The following is an 18,578-nucleotide window of genomic DNA, read 5'->3' as shown; positions in this document are numbered from 1 at the left end:
TTATTTTTTAAACTAAAGTCACTAAATTGCGACCTTTCATTTCAGCAGGAACAGGCAACTGCATTAAATTCAATAATGTCGGTGCAACGTCTGCAAGCACCCCACCCTCTGCAATTTTTGCTTGAGTTGGACCTACATAAATAAATGGCACATGCTCAGTTGTATGTTGAGTATGGACTTGACCACTTTCATAGTCCTGCATTTGTTCAACATTACCGTGATCCGCAGTGATCAACATATGACCTTTCTTCGCCATCACTGCATCATAGACACGACCTAAGCTGACATCCACTGCTTCTACTGCTTTAACGGCAGCATCGAATACCCCTGTATGTCCAACCATATCGCCATTTGCATAGTTCACAACGAGTAAGTCAAATTCACCTGAATTAATTGCATTCACTAACTCATCAGTGACTTCATAAGCACTCATTTCTGGTTTTAAATCATAGGTTGCAACATTTGGTGATGGAATCAAAATACGTTTTTCACCTGGATACTCATCTTCACGACCACCACTGAAGAAGAAAGTCACATGGGCATATTTCTCAGTTTCCGCGATACGTAATTGAGTTTTACCTAAATTAGACAGGTATTCACCAATTGAATTGACCAACGGTTCTGGCATATATGCCACCGGCGCATTAATTGTCGCTTGATAGCGCGTTAACATGACAAATTTCGCAAGCTGAGGCACAACTTTACGCTCGAAACCATCGAAGCCTTGTTCAACAAATGCTTTTGTCAATTCGCGAGCACGATCTGCACGGAAATTCATAAAAACAACAGCATCACCATCTTGTACTGCGGCTACATCCCCAATACGTGTTGCTTTCACAAACTCATCTGACTCTTCAGCAGCATACGCTTGTTCGAGACCTTCCACAGCAGACTCAACTACGCGAACAGCCTCACCTTCTGTTAATAAACGATATGCTTGTTCGACACGATCCCAACGGTTGTCACGATCCATTGCGAAATAACGACCGATCATGGTTGCCATTCGACCCTGACCTGGGTATTGGGCAAATAATGCATCTAATTTCTCTAAAGAGGGCTGTGCACTTTTTGGGGGAGTATCACGACCATCTAAGAAAGCATGTAAATAGACTTGAGCACCTCTTTTTAGTGCCAACTCTGCCATAGCAACAATATGATCTTCATGAGAGTGAACACCACCTTCAGACAACAATCCAAAAATATGTACTGCTTTTTGATTTTCTTTTGCTTTTTCTACAGCATCAACCAATACTTCATGTTTATAGAAATCACCAGTACGGATATCTTTGGTAATACGAGTGAAATCTTGATACAACACGCGTCCAGCACCAAGATTCATATGACCAACTTCTGAATTCCCCATTTGGCCATCTGGAAGACCAACATCTTCACCTGAACCTGAAATCAGACCATGTGGATGATTCTGTTTCATTGCAGTTAAATTAGGTGTTTTCGCTGCAAGAAAAGCATTATCTTCGACCGCTTCACGATGACCCACACCATCCATAATGACTAAAACGTGAGGGATTTTGCCAGCAGTTGCATCCGTCATGATATACACTCTTTTCTGTTTACAAATTAATCAACGTATCTTAACGAATTTTTCATTAAGACTCTATCTGAACACGATGGCTTTGATTGATCTAGACCATCTATTTTTCAATTTAAAAATTCTCTAGCGCGCTCGATATAGCAAATAGCTACCTACCGCAAAGATAAGCACAATTGGCAGAAAAACAAACCAAGCGGGAGATGGTGAATACACCAAACTCGCGTACCCTAAGAAGTCTTGTAGGTAGTAAAAACCAAGCCCTACAAATAACGCAATTACTAAACGAAATCCCATGGATTGTTGACGTAAAGGGCCAAAAATAAATGAGCAAGCAATCAGTACAAGTGCCAACAATGCAAATGGCGAAGCCACTTTTTGCCAGAATGCAAGTAAATACGTTTTAGGAACTTGACTATATTCATCCATATAGCGCATAAAACTGATCAATTGACTTGGAGCTAAATCTTCAGGATCAATCGTCACCATATGAACATATTTAGGTTGAAGCGCTAAAGCAACATCCTGCTGAGGAGTTTGAATCAGTCTCGAATAGCCTTCAGGAAAAATATCCATCTGACTGGCTTCAATTAAAGACCATTGTCCATTTTGTACAAATTGACCTTGATTCGCAGTCAAGACTGACTTCAGACGATAATCTTGATCAAAGTCCATCATCTCAACTTGACGTAACTGCCCTTGCGCATTTGCATAGTCAATATAAATAAATCGTTGACCTTCTCTAGTCCAATACCCTTTGACTTCGCCAAGCTCAGCAACAGAACGACGGTCTTTAATACTTTCCGCCCGCTCATTGGTGTAAGGAATAACATATTCACTGAGTAAAAATGAAAGCAATACCAAGAGCATTGCTGAGCGCATGACCCAACCCACAATACGCCACAGGCTAATCCCTGAAGCGCGCATGACAATCAGCTCACTATTTGAAGCCATTGAACCCAAACCGAGCACTGCACCAATCAATGCTGAAATAGGTAAAATTTCATATAAATATTGCGGTGAAGCCCATAGAACATGAATAAGCGCTTGCCAAGCTCCATATCCTTCTTTCAGGCTGCCTAATTCACCCATATAGGTAAAAAGAATTTGAAGGGCTGATAAAATCGCTGTAGCACCCAACATCGCCAGCGCTGTGGTTTTCGTCACATGTTTTGCGACAATTCGACGTGCCAACATTATGATTTCACCTGCTCAATTCGTTTTTTTAACTTAGGTGCTAGTTTTTGTTTACGCGAGAAAATCGCTGCACCCACTGCATAAACAATCAAGATAGCGGGATAAGCCCAAATACCAATCTCATCTTTACTAATTCTGGTTTTAATCGCCATTAATGCCACAATCAAACTAGCAAAAATTAAGAGTGCAGGAAATAATTTTAAATATCGTCCTTGGCGTGGAGTAACCTCAGACAATGCCGTTGCTAACATCAATGCCACAATCAATGTAAATGGCACAAATATTCTCCAGCCCAATTCACTGGCTACTACAGCATCTTCACGAGTTTCAATCAACTTCGAAATTGGTAACGCTTCTACATCACCACTTTCAAATTTCGCCTCTTTATCACTTTCAAGACGCAAACGATATGAAGCAAATTCAGTATGACTATATTTCGGACTATCTTGATAAATTTCGTAACGGCGACCTTGGGTTAAATCAACAACACTCGCTGTTTCACCGACCATTTCAACACGTGTCGCTTCTTTCGCTAAAATCATGATGTCAGGTTTTTCAGGCTTATCTGCTCGCTGATAGAAGAAAATTTCTTTTAAGTTTTTACGATCTTCTGAAAGTGCACCAGCATAAATGGTATAAGGACCTGAGGAAATAAACTCTTTTGGACGTACCAAATCAAAGCCTGATCGAACCGCTTGGGTCGTCGTAAGCTTTTCAAATTCACGTATACCCCATGGAGACATCCATACCATTAATACCGTTTGAATGGCCAAATAAATGGCTGTGAGAGGTAACAATAAACGAGCCAATTGATTACGACTAACACCACTGCCATTGAGAACCGCCATTTCATGATCTACATACAGTCGGCCAAACACCAACATGAGACCAATGAAAAAACCTAAAGGTAAGATCAATGTCAAAAATTCTGGAAGACGGTAGCCAATGATGCTAAATAAAATACTTGCATCCATTCGACCCTGAGCTGCCACGCCAAAATACTTGATCAAACGCCCACCCAACATGATGAGTGTAAGCAATGAAATCACAACCACAGAGGTAGATACCACTTGTTTGACGAGGTAACGTCTTATAATCAAAGTAATCTTCCAAAATTAGGTTAAATCGGCTAGCGCTAGTTTACCCGAATGTTAAAAATATAAAACCTCATTGAAATTCTATCATTGGTAGTGTTTCAATGGTTTAATGATTTAAACGGTCTCAATAGGCACACAACAAGCATATGAAACTTTCAATTAATACATCATTGGCACAAATTTCAGAAAGCCAACATTTGGTTATTTTAGTCGACTCTGAAAACACCCATGCAGTTAAAAGCAACTATCAAATCAACAATTTAGACAGCCTAACTGAAGCAGCTCAATTCAAAGCAGGTTTCAATGAGTCTTTATCGTTATTGGGTCAAATTGAAAATCAACCGAATAGCATTCTACTTGGCTTAGGTAATGCACAAGAAGTTAAAGCTGCAAAATTAGCAAAAATTGCACAAACTATTATCAAAGCTTCACAAAAAAAATTCAAACAAATCAGTGTTGATATTTCAGCTTTGCCGAATGAGTTACACTACTTATTTGCACTTAAACTCACTCAATCTGCCTATGCTTTTGACGAGTTTAAGTCAAAAAAAAATGACTTTATACTCGAACAAGTTCATCTAATTGCATCAAACTCTACGCTAACGTCAAATCAACTCAACTTAATTCAAGCAATTGAAAGCGGTCAAAACGTTGCACGTGATTTAGCAAATCGTCCAGGAAATATTTGTTTTCCTGAATATTTAGCGGATCATGCAATTGCATTGGCAGCAGAATTCCCAGATTTATTGAAAGTAACCGTGCTAGATGAACAGCAAATTGCTGATCTTGGCATGAATGCATTTCTTGCAGTCAGCAAAGGTTCAGATCGTCCTGGACGTATCATTACTCTTGAATATCAAGGTCAACTTGAACAAGCTCCTATCGTCCTCGTGGGTAAAGGGATCACTTTCGATACGGGTGGTATTTCATTAAAACCAGGTTTAGGCATGGATGAAATGAAATACGATATGGGTGGTGCAGCTTCAGTTTTAGGAACCATGCGCTCACTCTGTGAAGCTCGCCTTCCGATTCATGTTGTAGGTGCAATTGCGGCCGCTGAGAACATGCCATCAGGTCATGCAACTCGTCCAGGTGATATCGTCACCACGATGAGTGGTCAAACTGTTGAAATTCTAAATACAGATGCCGAAGGTCGCTTAGTCCTCTGTGACACGCTGACCTATGTCAATCGCTTTAACCCAGAACTTGTGATTGATATCGCAACATTAACAGGCGCTTGTGTTGTTGCTTTAGGCTCTGTTTTAACAGGTATGTTCACACCAGATGATGAACTGGCACATGAACTTTCTCAAGCTGGTGAACAATCCTTTGACCGTGTATGGCGTATGCCTGTCTATGATGACTACCAAGAACAGCTTGACTCTCCATTTGCCGATATTGCCAATATTGGTGGTCCAAAAGCTGGTGCTGTTACAGCTGCTTGCTTCTTGCAACGCTTCACACGTGAATATCGTTGGGCACATTTAGATGTTGCTGGTACAGCTTGGACATCTGGCGCAGCAAAAGGTGCAACTGGTCGCCCAGTTCCATTATTGGTTCAATTTCTTGCAAATCGCGTAAATTAATGTCTAAAATCAGCTTCTACTTATTTGAAATGAGTCCAGAACGACAGGTCCAAAGTGCCTGTCGTTTATGTCGAAAAATTCTGCGTAACCCTGCAAAAATATGGATTCATTGTCCAGAATTGAACATTCAAAATGAACTCGATGATTTACTTTGGAGTTTCGATCCGCAGAGTTTTTTGGCACATGGCATTGATGATCAATCAGCAGCTATTTGTATTTCGTCTAAGCTCCCTGAAACTCAGGAATGGATCGTGTTTAATTTTCACATTCATGCACTTGAAGATCCTTCACGTTTCAGTCACATTATCGAAATTATTGAAAACAACGAAGCTGCCAAAGAAATTGGACGAGAGAAATATAAAACCTATCGAAAATTAGGTATCTCACCTCAAACACATAAACTTTAGCGCGTTGTCATTGGAAAAAGGAGAATCACGGTGGCCATTAATGTCGGTCAAGATTTTAAAAAACGTTGGTTGAAAGCGCCAGAAGCGGTTCGCCAAGCTTTTATCGACGACCTTAATCGCATCAGTGATTTACTCGAACCTCAAACTCAACCAGAGCAATGGCTAGACCATGATAATCGTGCCCAGCAAGTGGCTCAATTAAAGGTTGAACAGGCTTATGCGGATGAAAAAGCACGATTAATTGAAGAAGCTCGTATTCTTAAGCAATTGGCTTTAGAAAAATCATTAGCAGAAAAACGTGCACTGCAAGAGGCTTATAATCAAAAGCTTCTACAAGATGAATATCTTAAATTTCAACAACAAACCGATTCGCTCGTACAGTTACGACAAGTGATTGATGCAGAAATCGATGAATATACTGAAAAATACCAAAAAGTGACTACACCCCATCGGGACTTTTCAGGAAACTCTCCTGCGCATTTATCAATTCATCAAGATTTAGATACGATTCGTTTACGTCTCGAGCTTGAAGCTGAAACCATGATTGAAGATACCGTACAAATCTTTAAATCAAAACTTCAAGCAGCAGCAAAAGAAGAGATCGAACTTATTTTAAAAAATACATCTCTACCTTCTTAGAGGCTCGAACGGTGGATGCTTAGTGTCATCAAAATGAAACATATTTGTCACACCATGAATGTGATTTAAATGCTCTCTGCGATTTGACGGACATGAGGAAAGTATCACCATGGATCTTTTAAACAACATCTCTGAACGAATCACTCATTTGAAATCTGGCGAACATGTCACGATCAGTGCTCAAGAACTATTGATTAGTCGAGCAGATTTTCAATCGGTTTTAGTGTATTTAAAACATGAGTCGAAAAGAGGCGACTTTTTAATTCAAGATGAAGCTTTGGTAGAGAATTGGTTTGATCGCACATCACTCACCATTAATAAAATTTAAATGAGCCCACTGAGGGCTTTTTTTATCTGGTTTGAAGTATCAATTTAAGCAAAAAAATCTAAAACGGCTGAGAATATATTTCCCATGCCATACCCCATACCTAGTAAAAGTGCGATCCAAATCCAAGCACCAATAATATTGTAAAACATGAAACTGCTATAGCTCATATATCCAGAGCCAGCAGCGAATGGAGCAAAAGAACGTACAAAAGGGATAAAGCGCGCAATTAAAATGGTCTTACCACCATGTTTTTCGAAATAAGCATTCGTTTTGGCAATATACTCAGGTTTTAACCAACGTGAGTGGTCGCTAAAATATTTAATACCAAGCCATCGCCCTGTATAGAAATTGAGAATATAACCAAGGACTGAGGCGATAAATAATAACAATCCCATATAGTGCAAATGAATCAACTCAGTGGTCGAACATAAAGCACCGATGGCGATGAGCAAACTGTCCCCAGGTAAAAAAAACATGAAAACGGAACCATTTTCCGCAAATATCACTAAAAATAAAATTGCGTAAATCCATACGCCATATTGCTCTAATAAACTAGGTAAAAGCTGCTCTAAATGCAGTAAAAAATCAATCATTCTGAAGTTCTCTGAGCATGTTGCTTTCTCCTTTAGATAGATTGTATACCTAATTTATTTAAACAAAAAAACAGCCTAAAAATTTAGGCTGTTTTCTATTTTAATCATTTTTTAACGTAAAAAGCCATTCTGTGCTAAAAATTCCATGCTTAATTTAGACTCAGGTTTATGTTCAGCAGCCTTATCCCCAAGCAATAAACGTTCAATATATCGTGCAAGTACATCGACTTCTAAGTTTACTTTAGTCCCGACTTTCCACGTACTAATATTGGTCCGCTCTGCAGTATGAGGAATAAGATTTAAACTCAACACATTGCCACGTAGATGATTGATTGTAAGACTAATTCCATCAACTGTGATGGAACCTTTCTCCGCTAAATATTTTGCAATTTCAGGCGGGGCCGTTACCTCAAAATAGAGTGAACGTGCATCTTGACGTTGCACAGTAATTTCACCAACAACATCTACATGTCCACTAACAATATGACCACCAAAGCGAGTTGTTGGTAACATCGCTTTTTCTACATTGACGGTTTGCCCAACCTTCCAACTCGATAAAGTTGTACGATGAATACTTTCAAGTGACACATCTGCTTCGTACCATTGATTGCCCCATGCAATAACAGTTAAGCAGATGCCATTAGTCGCAATAGAATCACCCAAGTGAACATCAGACATATCAAGATCAGTCTGTATACGCAAGCGGATATCACCACCTACATTTTGTAAACTTTCGACTTTTCCTAAACTTTCAACAATGCCTGTAAACATAATGGGTACTCTTAAATTTGTTCTATTTTTACCATAAATCCAATTGTTCAGCGACGCCTGTAGTGTCAACTCCACCCAATTCAGCATAGTGGTGTAACTGACCAAGTAACTGTCGAATTGGCGGTCCTGATTTTGCGTGCGTGTCTGTAATCACGATAAACTCAAGAACGCGCGCACGCTCAGACTGACGCTGCTTACTCACACGATATCTTGGAACATCTTGAGTCAAAATTGTGACTCGTCCACGCTCTAAATTCGCTTTAAGTAAATCACCAGCCTCAATATTTCCATCTGTTGAATAGCTGGTCAAAATATAGCGTGCATTAATGGTTTGCAAAAGCTTTTCATACGCTTCTTTGGCATGTTTAGAAGAATTGTATGGGCTTGGTCGTTCTTTACGCCAAGCACGGTCGATTCCACTCTTGAAACCCTTAGTATCTGGACTTGGTAAATCTACCTGATCCCATAAAGTCAAAGCATTCAATACATGATAGTTGCTACTATACGCATGCTGATTATAGGGTGGATCCAAATATGCCACATCGACTTCGAAACCACTCATTTGATTTGCTAAGTGTTGAGCATCCACACACCACATTTCAGCTGCTGGGCCTGTCAGATTTGAATTTTCACAAAAACGACTTGGGGTCAGCCATAGTAATGATTCAATTCGCTCTAAAGCCGTCTGAGTTTTACCGCCCCAGCCGTGATGGAAACTCTTAAATACGCCTGACGTATTACTCACAAAACTTGCTGAATACAATAAAGGTGCAAGTAAAGCGCTCATTTCCACATCATCAATTGCACCTTGAGCTTGCCAGGTTGCAATTTGTTGACGAATTGCATCAATGCGCATGCCATTTCGACGTTTGAAGAATAAACGGTCTCGTGAAGGATCATAGATCTCATCATTACGAGGACAGAGATTGTGTGTTACCCATCCTTTGACCTCAGGCAAGCGATTAAGATAATCAATTGCTTTCTGATATCCGCCTAATTCTTTAAAAGCAGGAGCTTCAGTACATGATAATATGGCATGATTGAGTGCGTGGCTGTAAGGCTCCCAATCATTCGCTATTACTCGGTAGCCATTTTGACGAGCCAAACGAGAAACCACACCACTCCCAGCAAAAAAGTCCGCAAAGATAGGCGCTCGACCTGAACTCGTATTCAAAGTTCCAGTGCTTTCTAATGCCTCAAGAATCAAATGTAATAAACGACGCTTGTTGCCTAAATAAGGCACAAGTTGATTAAACAAATACTCATCTGTCGTACGTGCTGCATGGCGACGTTTATGATAAACCGTTGACTCTGTACTCATAGCGACTCTTGATCAGGGATTAATTTTAAACGGATGTCATCACCTAACTGAGTTACATCTTGAAGTTTAAAACGGAGTTGTTCTGCCATTTGTTTAAATTCAGCATTAAACATTGGACGAGCTGATTGACCTAATAGTGTAGGTGCAATATAACTAATCAATTCGTCTACCAAATTTTCCTGCAAAAATGCAGTAGATAGGGTTGCACCAGCTTCCACCATCACATCATAGATTTGAAAATCTTTTAAGACTTTTAGCAACTCAACTAAGGGCTGAACTTCGAATTGAATCACGCCAAGTTGTGCAAGTTCTGCTCGAAATGGTCCCATGACCATGACAGTATCAGGATTCTCTAACACTTTAGCATCTAAAGGTAAGCGACCTTGACGATCTAAAATCACACGTTTTGGCTGCACAACTCGTTCTAATTGAATATTCGGTAGAGCTCTAACATTCAACTGACAATCATCAGCCAACACTGTTTCAATACCCGTGATCACTGCACCAGAAATTGCACGCCAATGTTGAACATCCTGACGTGCCAATTCACCTGTAATCCACTTCGACTCCCCTGAAGCCATTGCTGTACGACCATCGAGACTCGACGCGACCTTTAAACGTACATAAGGTAATCCCTTAGACATAGCTTTAAAGAAGCCTAAGTTCAAAGGACGCGCTTCCAACTCACAGATCCCGACTTCAACGTCTATACCTGCTTGTTGTAGGATAGCCACACCTTTACCAGCAACCAATGGATTAGGGTCTGAACAAGCCACTATCACTTTTGCAATGCCCGCTTCGACCAAACCTTTAGCACAAGGAGGAGTACGACCATAATGCGCACAAGGTTCTAATGTGACATACGCGGTTGCACCCTGTGCTTGCTCCCCTGCTTGACGAAGTGCAAACACTTCGGCATGTGGTTGCCCAGCTTGGGGGTGAAAACCTTCACCAATGATCTGTCCGTCTTTGACAATGACACAACCCACATTAGGATTTGGTTTTGTCGAATATTGACCTTGCTTCGCCAATGCTATTGCACGACGCATCCACATTTGATCTTGATCGATCTGTTGTTGCGAGAACTCAGACATTCATAACCTTGAAGTTGAATTTGGGGCGAGATTAATGTTCTTGATCTCGGTGTTGCATTTGTTCGATTTGACGGCGAAATGCTTCTACATCTTGGAAATCTTGATATACAGAGGCAAAACGTACGTATGCGACATGATCAAGGGCAAATAAAGCCTTCATTACAATTTCGCCTATAGTACGCGAACGCACATCACGTTCACCTAGTCGACGAATTTGAAGTTGAATATCACTGACCACCGCTTCAATTTGTTCTTGTGTCACAGGACGTTTTTGTAAAGCATGCATGAGTGAACGACGAAGTTTCGCTTCATCATAAGGTTCGTTTTTACCATCGGACTTGGTGACACGAGGCATCACCACTTCAAAACTTTCAAAAGTAGTAAAACGCTCATTACAACTAATACATTCACGACGACGGCGAATTTGGCAGCCTTCAGCAGCTAAACGTGAATCAATCACCTTACTATCAGCGGCGTTGCAAAATGGACAATGCATAGCAGTTTAATTGAACAAATTCTATTTGCACCAAGTGTATCAAAAAATTCTGCTCATGTTGAGCTTTCATCAATATATAGAAAAAAAACAGCCCCAAAGGGCTGTTTCACACTATATATTGATTGTTGTGTTTAATCGTTATTCAACGCGCTCACCATGTTGACTTAAATCCAGACCCATACGCTCATCGTCTGACTCAACACGAATACCGATGATTAAATCAATGACTTTTAAGATGATGAATGTCAGGATTGCTGAATAAGCGATTGTTGCAAGAACACCTTCAACTTGTACCCATAATTGGCTTAATACGTTTGTAGGTGCTGCATCGCCCATGATGAACTCACTTGCAAAGAATGCGGTTAGAATTGCGCCAACGATACCACCAACACCGTGAAGTCCAAAGGCATCTAATGAGTCATCCGCTTTCAATGCACGTTTTAATGCTGTAATACCCCAGAAGCATACGACACCACCAATTAAGCCCATCGCTAAAGCACCACCTACTGTCACGAATCCAGCAGCTGGCGTAATCACAACCAGACCCGCTACCGCACCTGATGCGGCACCCAACACAGAAGCTTTGCCACGAACCACTTTTTCAGTGATTAACCATGAAATGGCAGCAGCGGCAGCAGCAACTTGAGTTACCACCAATGCATAACCTGCTGAACCATTTGCACCTAATGCAGAACCACCATTGAAGCCAAACCAGCCGACCCAAATTAAACTCGCACCAATGACAGTCAATGTAAGGTTATGTGGTGCCATTGATTCTTTGCCTAGCCCCATACGCTTACCAAGCATATACGCCGCAACTAAACCAGCAACACCTGAGTTAATATGAACAACAGTACCACCTGCAAAATCAAGTGCACCATCGTTACCTAACCAACCACCACCCCATACCCAATGTGTAATAGGAGCATAGACAACCACCACCCAAATTGCGATAAACGCAACAAAAGCACTGAATTTCATACGCTCAGCAATAGAACCACTAATAATGGCAACGGTAATGATTGCAAATGTCATCTGGAAGATGACAAATAAAATTTCTGGAATTGTTCCACTCAATGCTTCTGTAGTGATACCAGACAACATAAATTTATCTAGACTTCCAATAAAGGCATTACCTTCACCAAAAGCAAGTGTGTAGCCAACCACTACCCAAGCGATACTGACCACCGCAGCAGCGACAAAGCTGTGTGCCATGGTACTTAAGACATTTTTTTTACGTACCATACCGCCGTAAAACAGCGCTAAACCAGGAATGGTCATGAGTAAAACGAGTGCAGTTGAAACTAAAATCCAGGCAGTGTCACCCGTATCAAGAACTGCCCCTTCTTCAGCAGGAGCTTCTTCTGGAGCTGCTGGTAGTGTTTCAACCAAATTAGAATCTGTAGATGAAGCCTCAGTTTCAACAACTGCAACTTCAGTAGAAGTTGGTTCTGACACTGCTTCTTCAGCCCATGCGACAGAACCACCTAAGAGTGCGCCAGACAAGCTCAGCGCCATTAGCATTTTTTTCATTCGTATCCCCCAACCTAGTTTTTGTGAGTTATTCGCTACTCAGCAAACTTCATGCCAAATTAAACTGCGTCAGCACCAGTCTCACCAGTACGGATACGGATAACTTGTTCTAGATTCGTCACGAAAATTTTTCCGTCACCAATTTTGCCAGTACTAGCTACACGTGTAATTGATTCAATCACTGAATCAACCATTTCGTCACTGATTGCGATTTCAATTTTTACTTTAGGTAAAAAATCAACCACATATTCAGCACCACGATAAAGTTCAGTATGACCTTTTTGACGACCAAAACCTTTTACTTCAGTTACGGTGATCCCTTGAACGCCAATTTCAGAGAGTGCTTCACGCACATCATCTAATTTGAATGGTTTTACAATTGCTGTTACGAGTTTCATGTTGTTTTCCTTCGGCTTTTTTCACCAGTAAGGTTTTATGTTCAAATTTCATGCCAAACTTCATAATGGTTGGGGATATTAATCAGCCAGCATGAACTTATTTATAACCTATTTTATACGCCTACACGGTCTTATGTTCTAAAAATATTGGGAATTTTGATGGATTTTTTTTATGTTCTTATTGGTTTAACCTATGAAATGTAGTTAACACTAGGGTCAATCTAAAACGGATGTTAAACTTCAATGTTGATGACTTATTATTCGGAAGAACTATGATTGAAACTTTATTACAGGCAATCTTAGAACAGGTTGACCAACCCAAGAAAGATTTAGAAAAAAATGTGAGAGCGTTGTTAAACGAAGCGATTAGTAAAATGGATTTGGTTTCTAAAGAAGAAATTGAGCGTCAGAAAACTGCACTAAACAATGCCAATTTGCGTTTAACAGAACTTCAAACGCAATTAAAATCATTAGAAAGCTTAATTTCCGATCAAAAATAAGCAACATTGCACCAATACAGTGCTTAAACACAAAGTTAGTGATTAAAAATAAAGCAATTCTAAAAATAATATAATAATGGTTCAGTTTTATGTCATTTGCCAAAATTTATACCCGAGGTCTTCTTGGTTTACATGCACCACTGATTGAAGTCGAGGTTCATGTCAGCCAAGGATTACCTTCACTCACCATTGTAGGTCTTCCAGAAGCTGCTGTTCGAGAAAGTAAGGATCGTGTCCGTTCTGCAATCATTAATAGCGGTTTTCAATTTCCAACCAAACGGCTGACGATCAATCTAGCCCCAGCTGATTTACCCAAAGATAGTTCAAGGCTTGATTTACCTATTGCTTTGGGGATTTTAATCGCTTCAGGGCAACTACATGATCAAAATATTGACCGTTTTGAATTTATAGGTGAATTGGCACTCGATGGTCTGTTAAGACCTGTAACTGGAACTTTGACTATCGCAATGGCATGTCAAACCGCAGGTCATGAGTTAATGATTCCTGTGAGTAATTTGGATGATGCAGCCCTTCTTCCCAATTTTGAGGTGTATACAGCCAAGTCATTAAAAGATGTTTGCCAACACTTTGATCAATCGAGTCCAATTCAACCCATATTAGCGAATAAAACGATCCAACCTCAAATAAATCGATTTGATCTCGCTGATGTCAAAGGTCAATTACGTCCAAGACGCGCCTTAGAAATTGCAGCAGCTGGTGGACATTCTATTTTATTTAAAGGCCCGCCAGGCACTGGTAAAACACTGCTTGCCTCAAGATTGTCTGGCATCTTGCCCCCATTAACCAATCAAGAACACTTAGAGGTCGCAAGTATTTACTCCATTGCAAATACACCTTATCAATTTGGTCATCGCCCCTTTAGAGCGCCACATCATACGGCATCCGCTGTGGCCTTGGTTGGTGGTGGATGTCGGCTCCACAAATAAATCAGAGTTTACACAAATAAACTAGAGCAAGAATAAAAAGTATATTATCTATAAGCTTTAATTTTTCATTTTGTAAAAATATATGCCTGTTAATAATGACAAAATAACGACTATTGATTGCTTCCCAAATGATAATATTAGTCGAGTGGTTTATAGATATGGTGGACTTGTTCGAAATGAAGATAACGACTCAACTAATCCTTTTGTCGAAGTGTTATTAATTGAGATTAGAAAAAGTGATCAATGGTTATTTTTAGATAAGTGCTCAACATTCCTTGTTCCCGTACTTGATCTTGATGCTGTTCAACATGGCAGTATTTGGGATGGAAATGTTTTAACCGATCAATCCTATCGATTTTCAGGCAAACTCATTACAAAACGATTTTCTTTCGACTTCACCAATAATAAACCTAAGAATATAAAACTTACTGACAGAGTCCCCAATACTTCTGAATACTACATTCCTTTAAAAAACTATTTCCTCCCAAATAAAGTTGATTATGTTCTTCAAGGCTATCCATTTACCAAATACACCAATGATTCATATCGTAAAGTGAATCACTGCTTAATGCATTCTAATGATGGAACTCAAGTCATCACTTCCTCAATTCATGTTTTACATAGCTTATTCGTCAATCGTAAGGATATTCGCGGACTCTTATTAGGAACTTCAAGCCAATCCATCATTAATCGCTTTTTAGAATCTTATACAACAGAAGTTGAGGATGATAATATTGAATATAAAATAAAAATCAGAAAGCCCTATGAAGATATTGGCGAGACTGCAATTATTTTTCTTGCCAATCTAGCCTTAAATCAGCATGTTCAGACGATAGTTGATAAAATCCAAAGAAGTATGGAGATTACTGAGTTTAATCATCTTCAGCATGGCACAGGCACACGATATCCAATTGTATTTCCGCCACACCCTACAAAGCTTTTTCTTGAAGCAGAAGGAATTTGGCTAGATGACAATAAGATACGCTTTTTTATTACTAGAGTGAAAAAATTTGATCCTATTAACGATCACATGATTGATGTCAATAAAGACCTCACTAATACTATTTCAAAACCTGATGAGAAAAACCCTCGACCTCGTGAAAAAACTCAAAATAAAAATGAGCATATCAATACACAAAAACCACCATCAAGAACAAGCGGTGAATACCGTAAGCGATCTGATGTGGAAACTGGAAATACACAAGATATTTTGAAGTATTCTTTTAATGAACCAACCAATGATCCAATTGAGGTTGGCACACCCAATCATCCATATTCAGATAAATCAAAAGATGTCGAAACATCATCTGATGAACCATATGGCAATAAAAATACTAAGATCAAAAAATCTGAAACTACAGATACACCACCTAGTAGGGATGAGCGCTTTGATATTCAATATATTATTCAATCTCTCCAAGAACTTTCTTCAGAAATGGACTCTCCTCTAGAACACCTGTCTGCAATTAATGAACATGGAGAAGTGATAGCGAGTATTAATTTACTTCAAATCAAAAAACTTGTGCCTGAACCCAAACATCCTTCATGGATTGATTATGATAAAGGGCGAAAATTATTGTTCTTAAAATTAGACTTAAAAGATCAAAAAGATTTTTCCTATCTCATCGATATACATAAAAATAAAAATCATGAAGCATTTTGTGCTTTTCTTATCTTTACACAGCAGAAGTTAACAAGCGCACAAATTAAAAAAATCTGCATTGAGCTAGAAAGTGCCAAAGGAATCAAAAAATGGGCACTCTATTGTGATAGTTTTATTCATAAAATGATTGCAATAAAACATTTATACGCAACACCAAATGAATGGAAAAATCGCTTTAAAAACTTATTCATAAGTCTACAGAAGTAGATGGGTTTTTAAATTAAAGAGTATTTTTTACACAACCTTATGTATGAGTAATCACTAAAAGGAGTTAGAACAATGTCAAAAATAATTGCATGTATAGATGGCTCACTCGGTACAAATACCGTATGTGATTATGCAGCTTGGTTTAGCCAAAAACTCAACGCACCTCTTGAACTTTTACACGTAATCGATACACCCAAAGCTCAAGCACCTCAAGATTTGAGTGGCGCAATTGGCTTGGGTAGCCGTGAAAAACTTTTGCAAGAGTGGGTTGAGCTTGAAGAACGCAAGGGCAAGATTGAGCTTGAACATGGAAAAGTTTTGCTAAGAGAAGCAAAAAAATATGTACTCGAAAAGTTCAGTTTGGATGCTCATAGTTTCCAAAGACATGGGAGTTTATTGGAAACTGTTGTTGGATTGGAAGAAGACATTCTTGTGTTGATTATGGGCAAACACGGCACTCAGACTTAATACCGTTCTGACAAAATTGGTTCGCAGATCGAAAGTATTGTACGTGCTATTCATAAACCCGTATTGATTGCATCCTCTCCATTCCAAAAGCCACATTCATTTTTAGTTGCTTTTGATGGTAGTCCAACTGCAAGAAAATGTGTTGAACGCATTGCGTCAAGCCCATTACTTAAAGGTCTTGCAGTACATTTGGTTTATGTAGGAAATCCGAATAGTGAAATGCAAAATCAGCTCTCTTGGGCAAAAGAGCAACTTGAATCACAAGGTTTTAATATCACCTTGAATACGTTGGATGGTGAAGTTGATAAGGCAATTATCAATTACGCTGAACAGCATCAAATCGATTTGATTGTGGTTGGGGCTTATGGTCATTCAAAGATACGTCAATTTTTTATTGGTAGTACCACCACTAAAGTGATCACAAGCGCTAATAAACCAGTCCTGTTACTACGATAATTTCATGAAGGGGTAGATTTTTGGTCTACCCCTTTATTTTTAATAAGTTATAAAGCGATAAAATAACTCATAATTGGAAAATAGAGCTATAACCATAAAACTGAGAAGACATCATAAATATAATAATGCCAGATCAAGATTTTATAAAATAGAATATATGTATTTGCATATATATGTTTATTCGTATATAAATATATTCAAAGATTCAATTGAGTTTGAGCAAATGTCTGCTACTCCAAAAGTGAAGATTTATCACAACCCTGAATGTGGAACATCACGCAACACATTGGCCTTAATTCGTAATGCCAACATTGAACCTGAAGTGATTGAGTATCTAGTTACACCACCATCGAAAAATGAACTGATTCAAATGATCGTAAATGCGGGTTTAACCGTGCGAGAGGCAATTCGTAAAAATGTTGTGCCGTATTCTGAGCTAGAACTAGAACGTGATGATTGGACGGATGAACAGCTTTTAGATTTTATGCTTCAGTATCCAATTTTGATTAACCGTCCATTCGTGGTAACTGAATTAGGAACTCGTTTAAGTCGTCCGTCAGAACTTGTTTTAGAAATTCTGCCCCTCTCACAAAAAGGTGCTTTCACTAAAGAAGATGGTGAACAAGTGATTGATGCAAATGGGCAGCGATTGAAATAAAAACTTCATGGATATATGTGAATATCAATATATCCATATGTTTGAGTGAGTGAAAATATGGATCAAATCAATTTCTTTAAATGTTTGGCTGATGAAACACGATTCAACATTGTCATGTTGGTTCTTGGGAATAATGAGCAGTGTGTCTGTGATTTGACTGAAAAACTAGAGTTGAGCCAACCCAAGATTTCACGGCATTTAGCCTTACTGCGTTCTTCTGGTCTTTTACAAGATCGACGCCAAGGACAATGGGTCTATTACAGTCTCAATCCTAATTTACCCACTTGGTGCATAAACGTACTTAACACCCTTAAAAATGCTGATTTACAGCCAAAAGTTGCTCCATCATTTCAACAAATCAATAGTTATTGTGAGTAGAAAAATATGAAATTCCTTTTTTTGTGTACTGGAAATAGTTGCCGTAGCATCCTGTCAGAAGTGCTGTTTAATAGTCGTGCCCCTGAGGGTTGGAAAGCATACAGTGCAGGTAGCAAGCCATCAGGGCAAGTACATCCATTGACCATAGAAACTTTAGAAAATCTTGGTCTTTCAACAGATGGTTTGTGGAGTAAAACCATTGATGATTGTGAACAATATCAACCTGACGTGGTGATTACGGTTTGTGATTCAGCAGCACAAGAAGCGTGTCCGCTTTATTTAGGTGGAGCGA

Annotated in this window: 19 protein-coding genes and 2 pseudogenes; 11 read left to right on the top strand and 10 right to left on the bottom strand. The window is 39.3% G+C overall.

Going from position 1 to position 18,578, the window contains the following annotated elements; all coding sequences use genetic code 11:
* Positions 1-7: 7 nt before the first annotated feature.
* From gpmI to lptF, 3 genes are all read right to left on the bottom strand, one after another.
* Positions 8-1,552, bottom strand: coding sequence for a 2,3-bisphosphoglycerate-independent phosphoglycerate mutase (gene gpmI, locus FTV32_RS05395; RefSeq protein ID WP_180028163.1), 1,545 nt, complete (start codon positions 1,550-1,552; stop codon positions 8-10).
* Between the two features lie 123 nt (positions 1,553-1,675).
* Entirely contained in the window at positions 1,676-2,746 is a 1,071-nt protein-coding gene (gene lptG / locus FTV32_RS05390) for an LPS export ABC transporter permease LptG (protein WP_035263894.1), read from the bottom strand.
* On the bottom strand, positions 2,746-3,846 hold the full coding sequence (lptF, locus tag FTV32_RS05385; RefSeq protein ID WP_092767342.1) for an LPS export ABC transporter permease LptF: 1,101 nt from the start codon (positions 3,844-3,846) through the stop codon (positions 2,746-2,748). Before lptF ends, lptG begins: the two co-directional genes overlap by 1 nt.
* A gap of 143 nt (positions 3,847-3,989) precedes the next feature.
* Here lptF and FTV32_RS05380 point away from each other — a divergent pair, with 143 nt between their 5' ends.
* From FTV32_RS05380 to FTV32_RS05365, 4 genes are all read left to right on the top strand, one after another.
* Entirely contained in the window at positions 3,990-5,429 is a 1,440-nt protein-coding gene (locus FTV32_RS05380; protein ID WP_092767344.1) for a leucyl aminopeptidase, read from the top strand.
* Complete coding sequence (locus tag FTV32_RS05375; protein ID WP_180028162.1) at positions 5,429-5,836, top strand: DNA polymerase III subunit chi; 408 nt, start codon at positions 5,429-5,431, stop codon at positions 5,834-5,836. The genes FTV32_RS05380 and FTV32_RS05375 overlap by 1 nt, the downstream gene beginning before the upstream one ends.
* Positions 5,837-5,866: 30 nt before the next feature.
* Positions 5,867-6,475 (top strand): hypothetical protein, encoded by a 609-nt coding sequence (locus FTV32_RS05370; RefSeq protein ID WP_180028161.1) that lies wholly within the window; start codon positions 5,867-5,869, stop codon positions 6,473-6,475.
* Positions 6,476-6,584: 109 nt separating this feature from the next.
* Entirely contained in the window at positions 6,585-6,803 is a 219-nt protein-coding gene (locus tag FTV32_RS05365) for a hypothetical protein (RefSeq protein WP_180028160.1), read from the top strand.
* Positions 6,804-6,847: 44 nt separating this feature from the next.
* Here the strand turns inward: FTV32_RS05365 and FTV32_RS05360 are convergent, their stop codons facing one another.
* From FTV32_RS05360 to glnK, 7 genes are all read right to left on the bottom strand, one after another.
* Positions 6,848-7,396, bottom strand: coding sequence for a VTT domain-containing protein (locus tag FTV32_RS05360; protein WP_180028159.1), 549 nt, complete (start codon positions 7,394-7,396; stop codon positions 6,848-6,850).
* Positions 7,397-7,507: 111 nt separating this feature from the next.
* A complete protein-coding gene (locus FTV32_RS05355) occupies positions 7,508-8,167 on the bottom strand; it encodes a riboflavin synthase (protein WP_092767353.1) in 660 nt (219 codons plus the stop codon).
* Between the two features lie 28 nt (positions 8,168-8,195).
* Complete coding sequence (locus FTV32_RS05350; RefSeq protein ID WP_180028158.1) at positions 8,196-9,488, bottom strand: DNA adenine methylase; 1,293 nt, start codon at positions 9,486-9,488, stop codon at positions 8,196-8,198.
* The gene (ribD, locus tag FTV32_RS05345) at positions 9,485-10,582 is read right to left on the bottom strand and encodes a bifunctional diaminohydroxyphosphoribosylaminopyrimidine deaminase/5-amino-6-(5-phosphoribosylamino)uracil reductase RibD (protein WP_180028157.1); all 1,098 of its coding nucleotides are present in this window, start codon (positions 10,580-10,582) and stop codon (positions 9,485-9,487) included. Before ribD ends, FTV32_RS05350 begins: the two co-directional genes overlap by 4 nt.
* A 31-nt stretch (positions 10,583-10,613) precedes the next feature.
* Positions 10,614-11,078, bottom strand: coding sequence for a transcriptional regulator NrdR (nrdR, locus tag FTV32_RS05340; RefSeq protein WP_092767359.1), 465 nt, complete (start codon positions 11,076-11,078; stop codon positions 10,614-10,616).
* 138 nt (positions 11,079-11,216) lie between these two features.
* Positions 11,217-12,611 carry an ammonium transporter gene (locus FTV32_RS05335; RefSeq protein WP_092767361.1) on the bottom strand — a complete coding sequence of 465 codons (1,395 nt, stop codon included), beginning with the start codon at positions 12,609-12,611 and terminating at the stop codon, positions 11,217-11,219.
* A 59-nt stretch (positions 12,612-12,670) separates the two neighbouring features.
* Positions 12,671-13,009 carry a P-II family nitrogen regulator gene (gene glnK, locus FTV32_RS05330; protein WP_004650081.1) on the bottom strand — a complete coding sequence of 113 codons (339 nt, stop codon included), beginning with the start codon at positions 13,007-13,009 and terminating at the stop codon, positions 12,671-12,673.
* Positions 13,010-13,281: 272 nt separating this feature from the next.
* Here glnK and FTV32_RS05325 point away from each other — a divergent pair, with 272 nt between their 5' ends.
* From FTV32_RS05325 to FTV32_RS05295, 7 genes and pseudogenes are all read left to right on the top strand, one after another.
* Positions 13,282-13,509, top strand: coding sequence for an accessory factor UbiK family protein (locus FTV32_RS05325; RefSeq protein WP_092767430.1), 228 nt, complete (start codon positions 13,282-13,284; stop codon positions 13,507-13,509).
* An 89-nt stretch (positions 13,510-13,598) separates the two neighbouring features.
* Positions 13,599-14,438: pseudogene (locus FTV32_RS05320) on the top strand (YifB family Mg chelatase-like AAA ATPase); the annotation flags it as partial.
* Between the two features lie 100 nt (positions 14,439-14,538).
* Positions 14,539-16,326 (top strand): hypothetical protein, encoded by a 1,788-nt coding sequence (locus FTV32_RS05315; protein ID WP_180028155.1) that lies wholly within the window; start codon positions 14,539-14,541, stop codon positions 16,324-16,326.
* A 72-nt stretch (positions 16,327-16,398) separates the two neighbouring features.
* A pseudogene (locus FTV32_RS05310) lies at positions 16,399-17,250 on the top strand (universal stress protein).
* Positions 17,251-17,473: 223 nt separating this feature from the next.
* Positions 17,474-17,908, top strand: a complete 435-nt coding sequence (gene arsC / locus FTV32_RS05305; RefSeq protein ID WP_180028154.1) for an arsenate reductase (glutaredoxin) — start codon at positions 17,474-17,476, stop codon at positions 17,906-17,908.
* 57 nt (positions 17,909-17,965) lie between these two features.
* A complete protein-coding gene (locus tag FTV32_RS05300; protein ID WP_180028153.1) occupies positions 17,966-18,286 on the top strand; it encodes a metalloregulator ArsR/SmtB family transcription factor in 321 nt (106 codons plus the stop codon).
* A gap of 6 nt (positions 18,287-18,292) precedes the next feature.
* A partial coding sequence (locus tag FTV32_RS05295) for an arsenate reductase ArsC (protein WP_180028152.1) occupies positions 18,293-18,578 on the top strand: 286 nt, incomplete at its 3' end.

Origin of the sequence: Acinetobacter sp. YH16032 (genome assembly GCF_013417345.1) — a bacterium.
GTDB lineage: Bacteria > Pseudomonadota > Gammaproteobacteria > Pseudomonadales > Moraxellaceae > Acinetobacter.
Note: the sequence above shows the minus strand (reverse complement) of the source record. Positions and strands in the feature narration are given on the sequence as shown.

What these genes read in the sequence shown, in the direction of transcription:
- gpmI (WP_180028163.1), bottom strand. Translation starts at nt 1,552, where the DNA reads ATGACGGATGCAACTGCTGGCAAAATCCCTCACGTTTTAGTCATTATG.
- lptG (WP_035263894.1), bottom strand. Translation starts at nt 2,746, where the DNA reads ATGTTGGCACGTCGAATTGTCGCAAAACATGTGACGAAAACCACAGCG.
- FTV32_RS05380 (WP_092767344.1), top strand. Translation starts at nt 3,990, where the DNA reads ATGAAACTTTCAATTAATACATCATTGGCACAAATTTCAGAAAGCCAA.
- FTV32_RS05375 (WP_180028162.1), top strand. Translation starts at nt 5,429, where the DNA reads ATGTCTAAAATCAGCTTCTACTTATTTGAAATGAGTCCAGAACGACAG.
- FTV32_RS05365 (WP_180028160.1), top strand. Translation starts at nt 6,585, where the DNA reads ATGGATCTTTTAAACAACATCTCTGAACGAATCACTCATTTGAAATCT.
- FTV32_RS05360 (WP_180028159.1), bottom strand. Translation starts at nt 7,396, where the DNA reads ATGATTGATTTTTTACTGCATTTAGAGCAGCTTTTACCTAGTTTATTA.
- FTV32_RS05355 (WP_092767353.1), bottom strand. Translation starts at nt 8,167, where the DNA reads ATGTTTACAGGCATTGTTGAAAGTTTAGGAAAAGTCGAAAGTTTACAA.
- FTV32_RS05350 (WP_180028158.1), bottom strand. Translation starts at nt 9,488, where the DNA reads ATGAGTACAGAGTCAACGGTTTATCATAAACGTCGCCATGCAGCACGT.
- ribD (WP_180028157.1), bottom strand. Translation starts at nt 10,582, where the DNA reads ATGTCTGAGTTCTCGCAACAACAGATCGATCAAGATCAAATGTGGATG.
- nrdR (WP_092767359.1), bottom strand. Translation starts at nt 11,078, where the DNA reads ATGCATTGTCCATTTTGCAACGCCGCTGATAGTAAGGTGATTGATTCA.
- FTV32_RS05335 (WP_092767361.1), bottom strand. Translation starts at nt 12,611, where the DNA reads ATGAAAAAAATGCTAATGGCGCTGAGCTTGTCTGGCGCACTCTTAGGT.
- glnK (WP_004650081.1), bottom strand. Translation starts at nt 13,009, where the DNA reads ATGAAACTCGTAACAGCAATTGTAAAACCATTCAAATTAGATGATGTG.
- FTV32_RS05325 (WP_092767430.1), top strand. Translation starts at nt 13,282, where the DNA reads ATGATTGAAACTTTATTACAGGCAATCTTAGAACAGGTTGACCAACCC.
- FTV32_RS05315 (WP_180028155.1), top strand. Translation starts at nt 14,539, where the DNA reads ATGCCTGTTAATAATGACAAAATAACGACTATTGATTGCTTCCCAAAT.
- arsC (WP_180028154.1), top strand. Translation starts at nt 17,474, where the DNA reads ATGTCTGCTACTCCAAAAGTGAAGATTTATCACAACCCTGAATGTGGA.
- FTV32_RS05300 (WP_180028153.1), top strand. Translation starts at nt 17,966, where the DNA reads ATGGATCAAATCAATTTCTTTAAATGTTTGGCTGATGAAACACGATTC.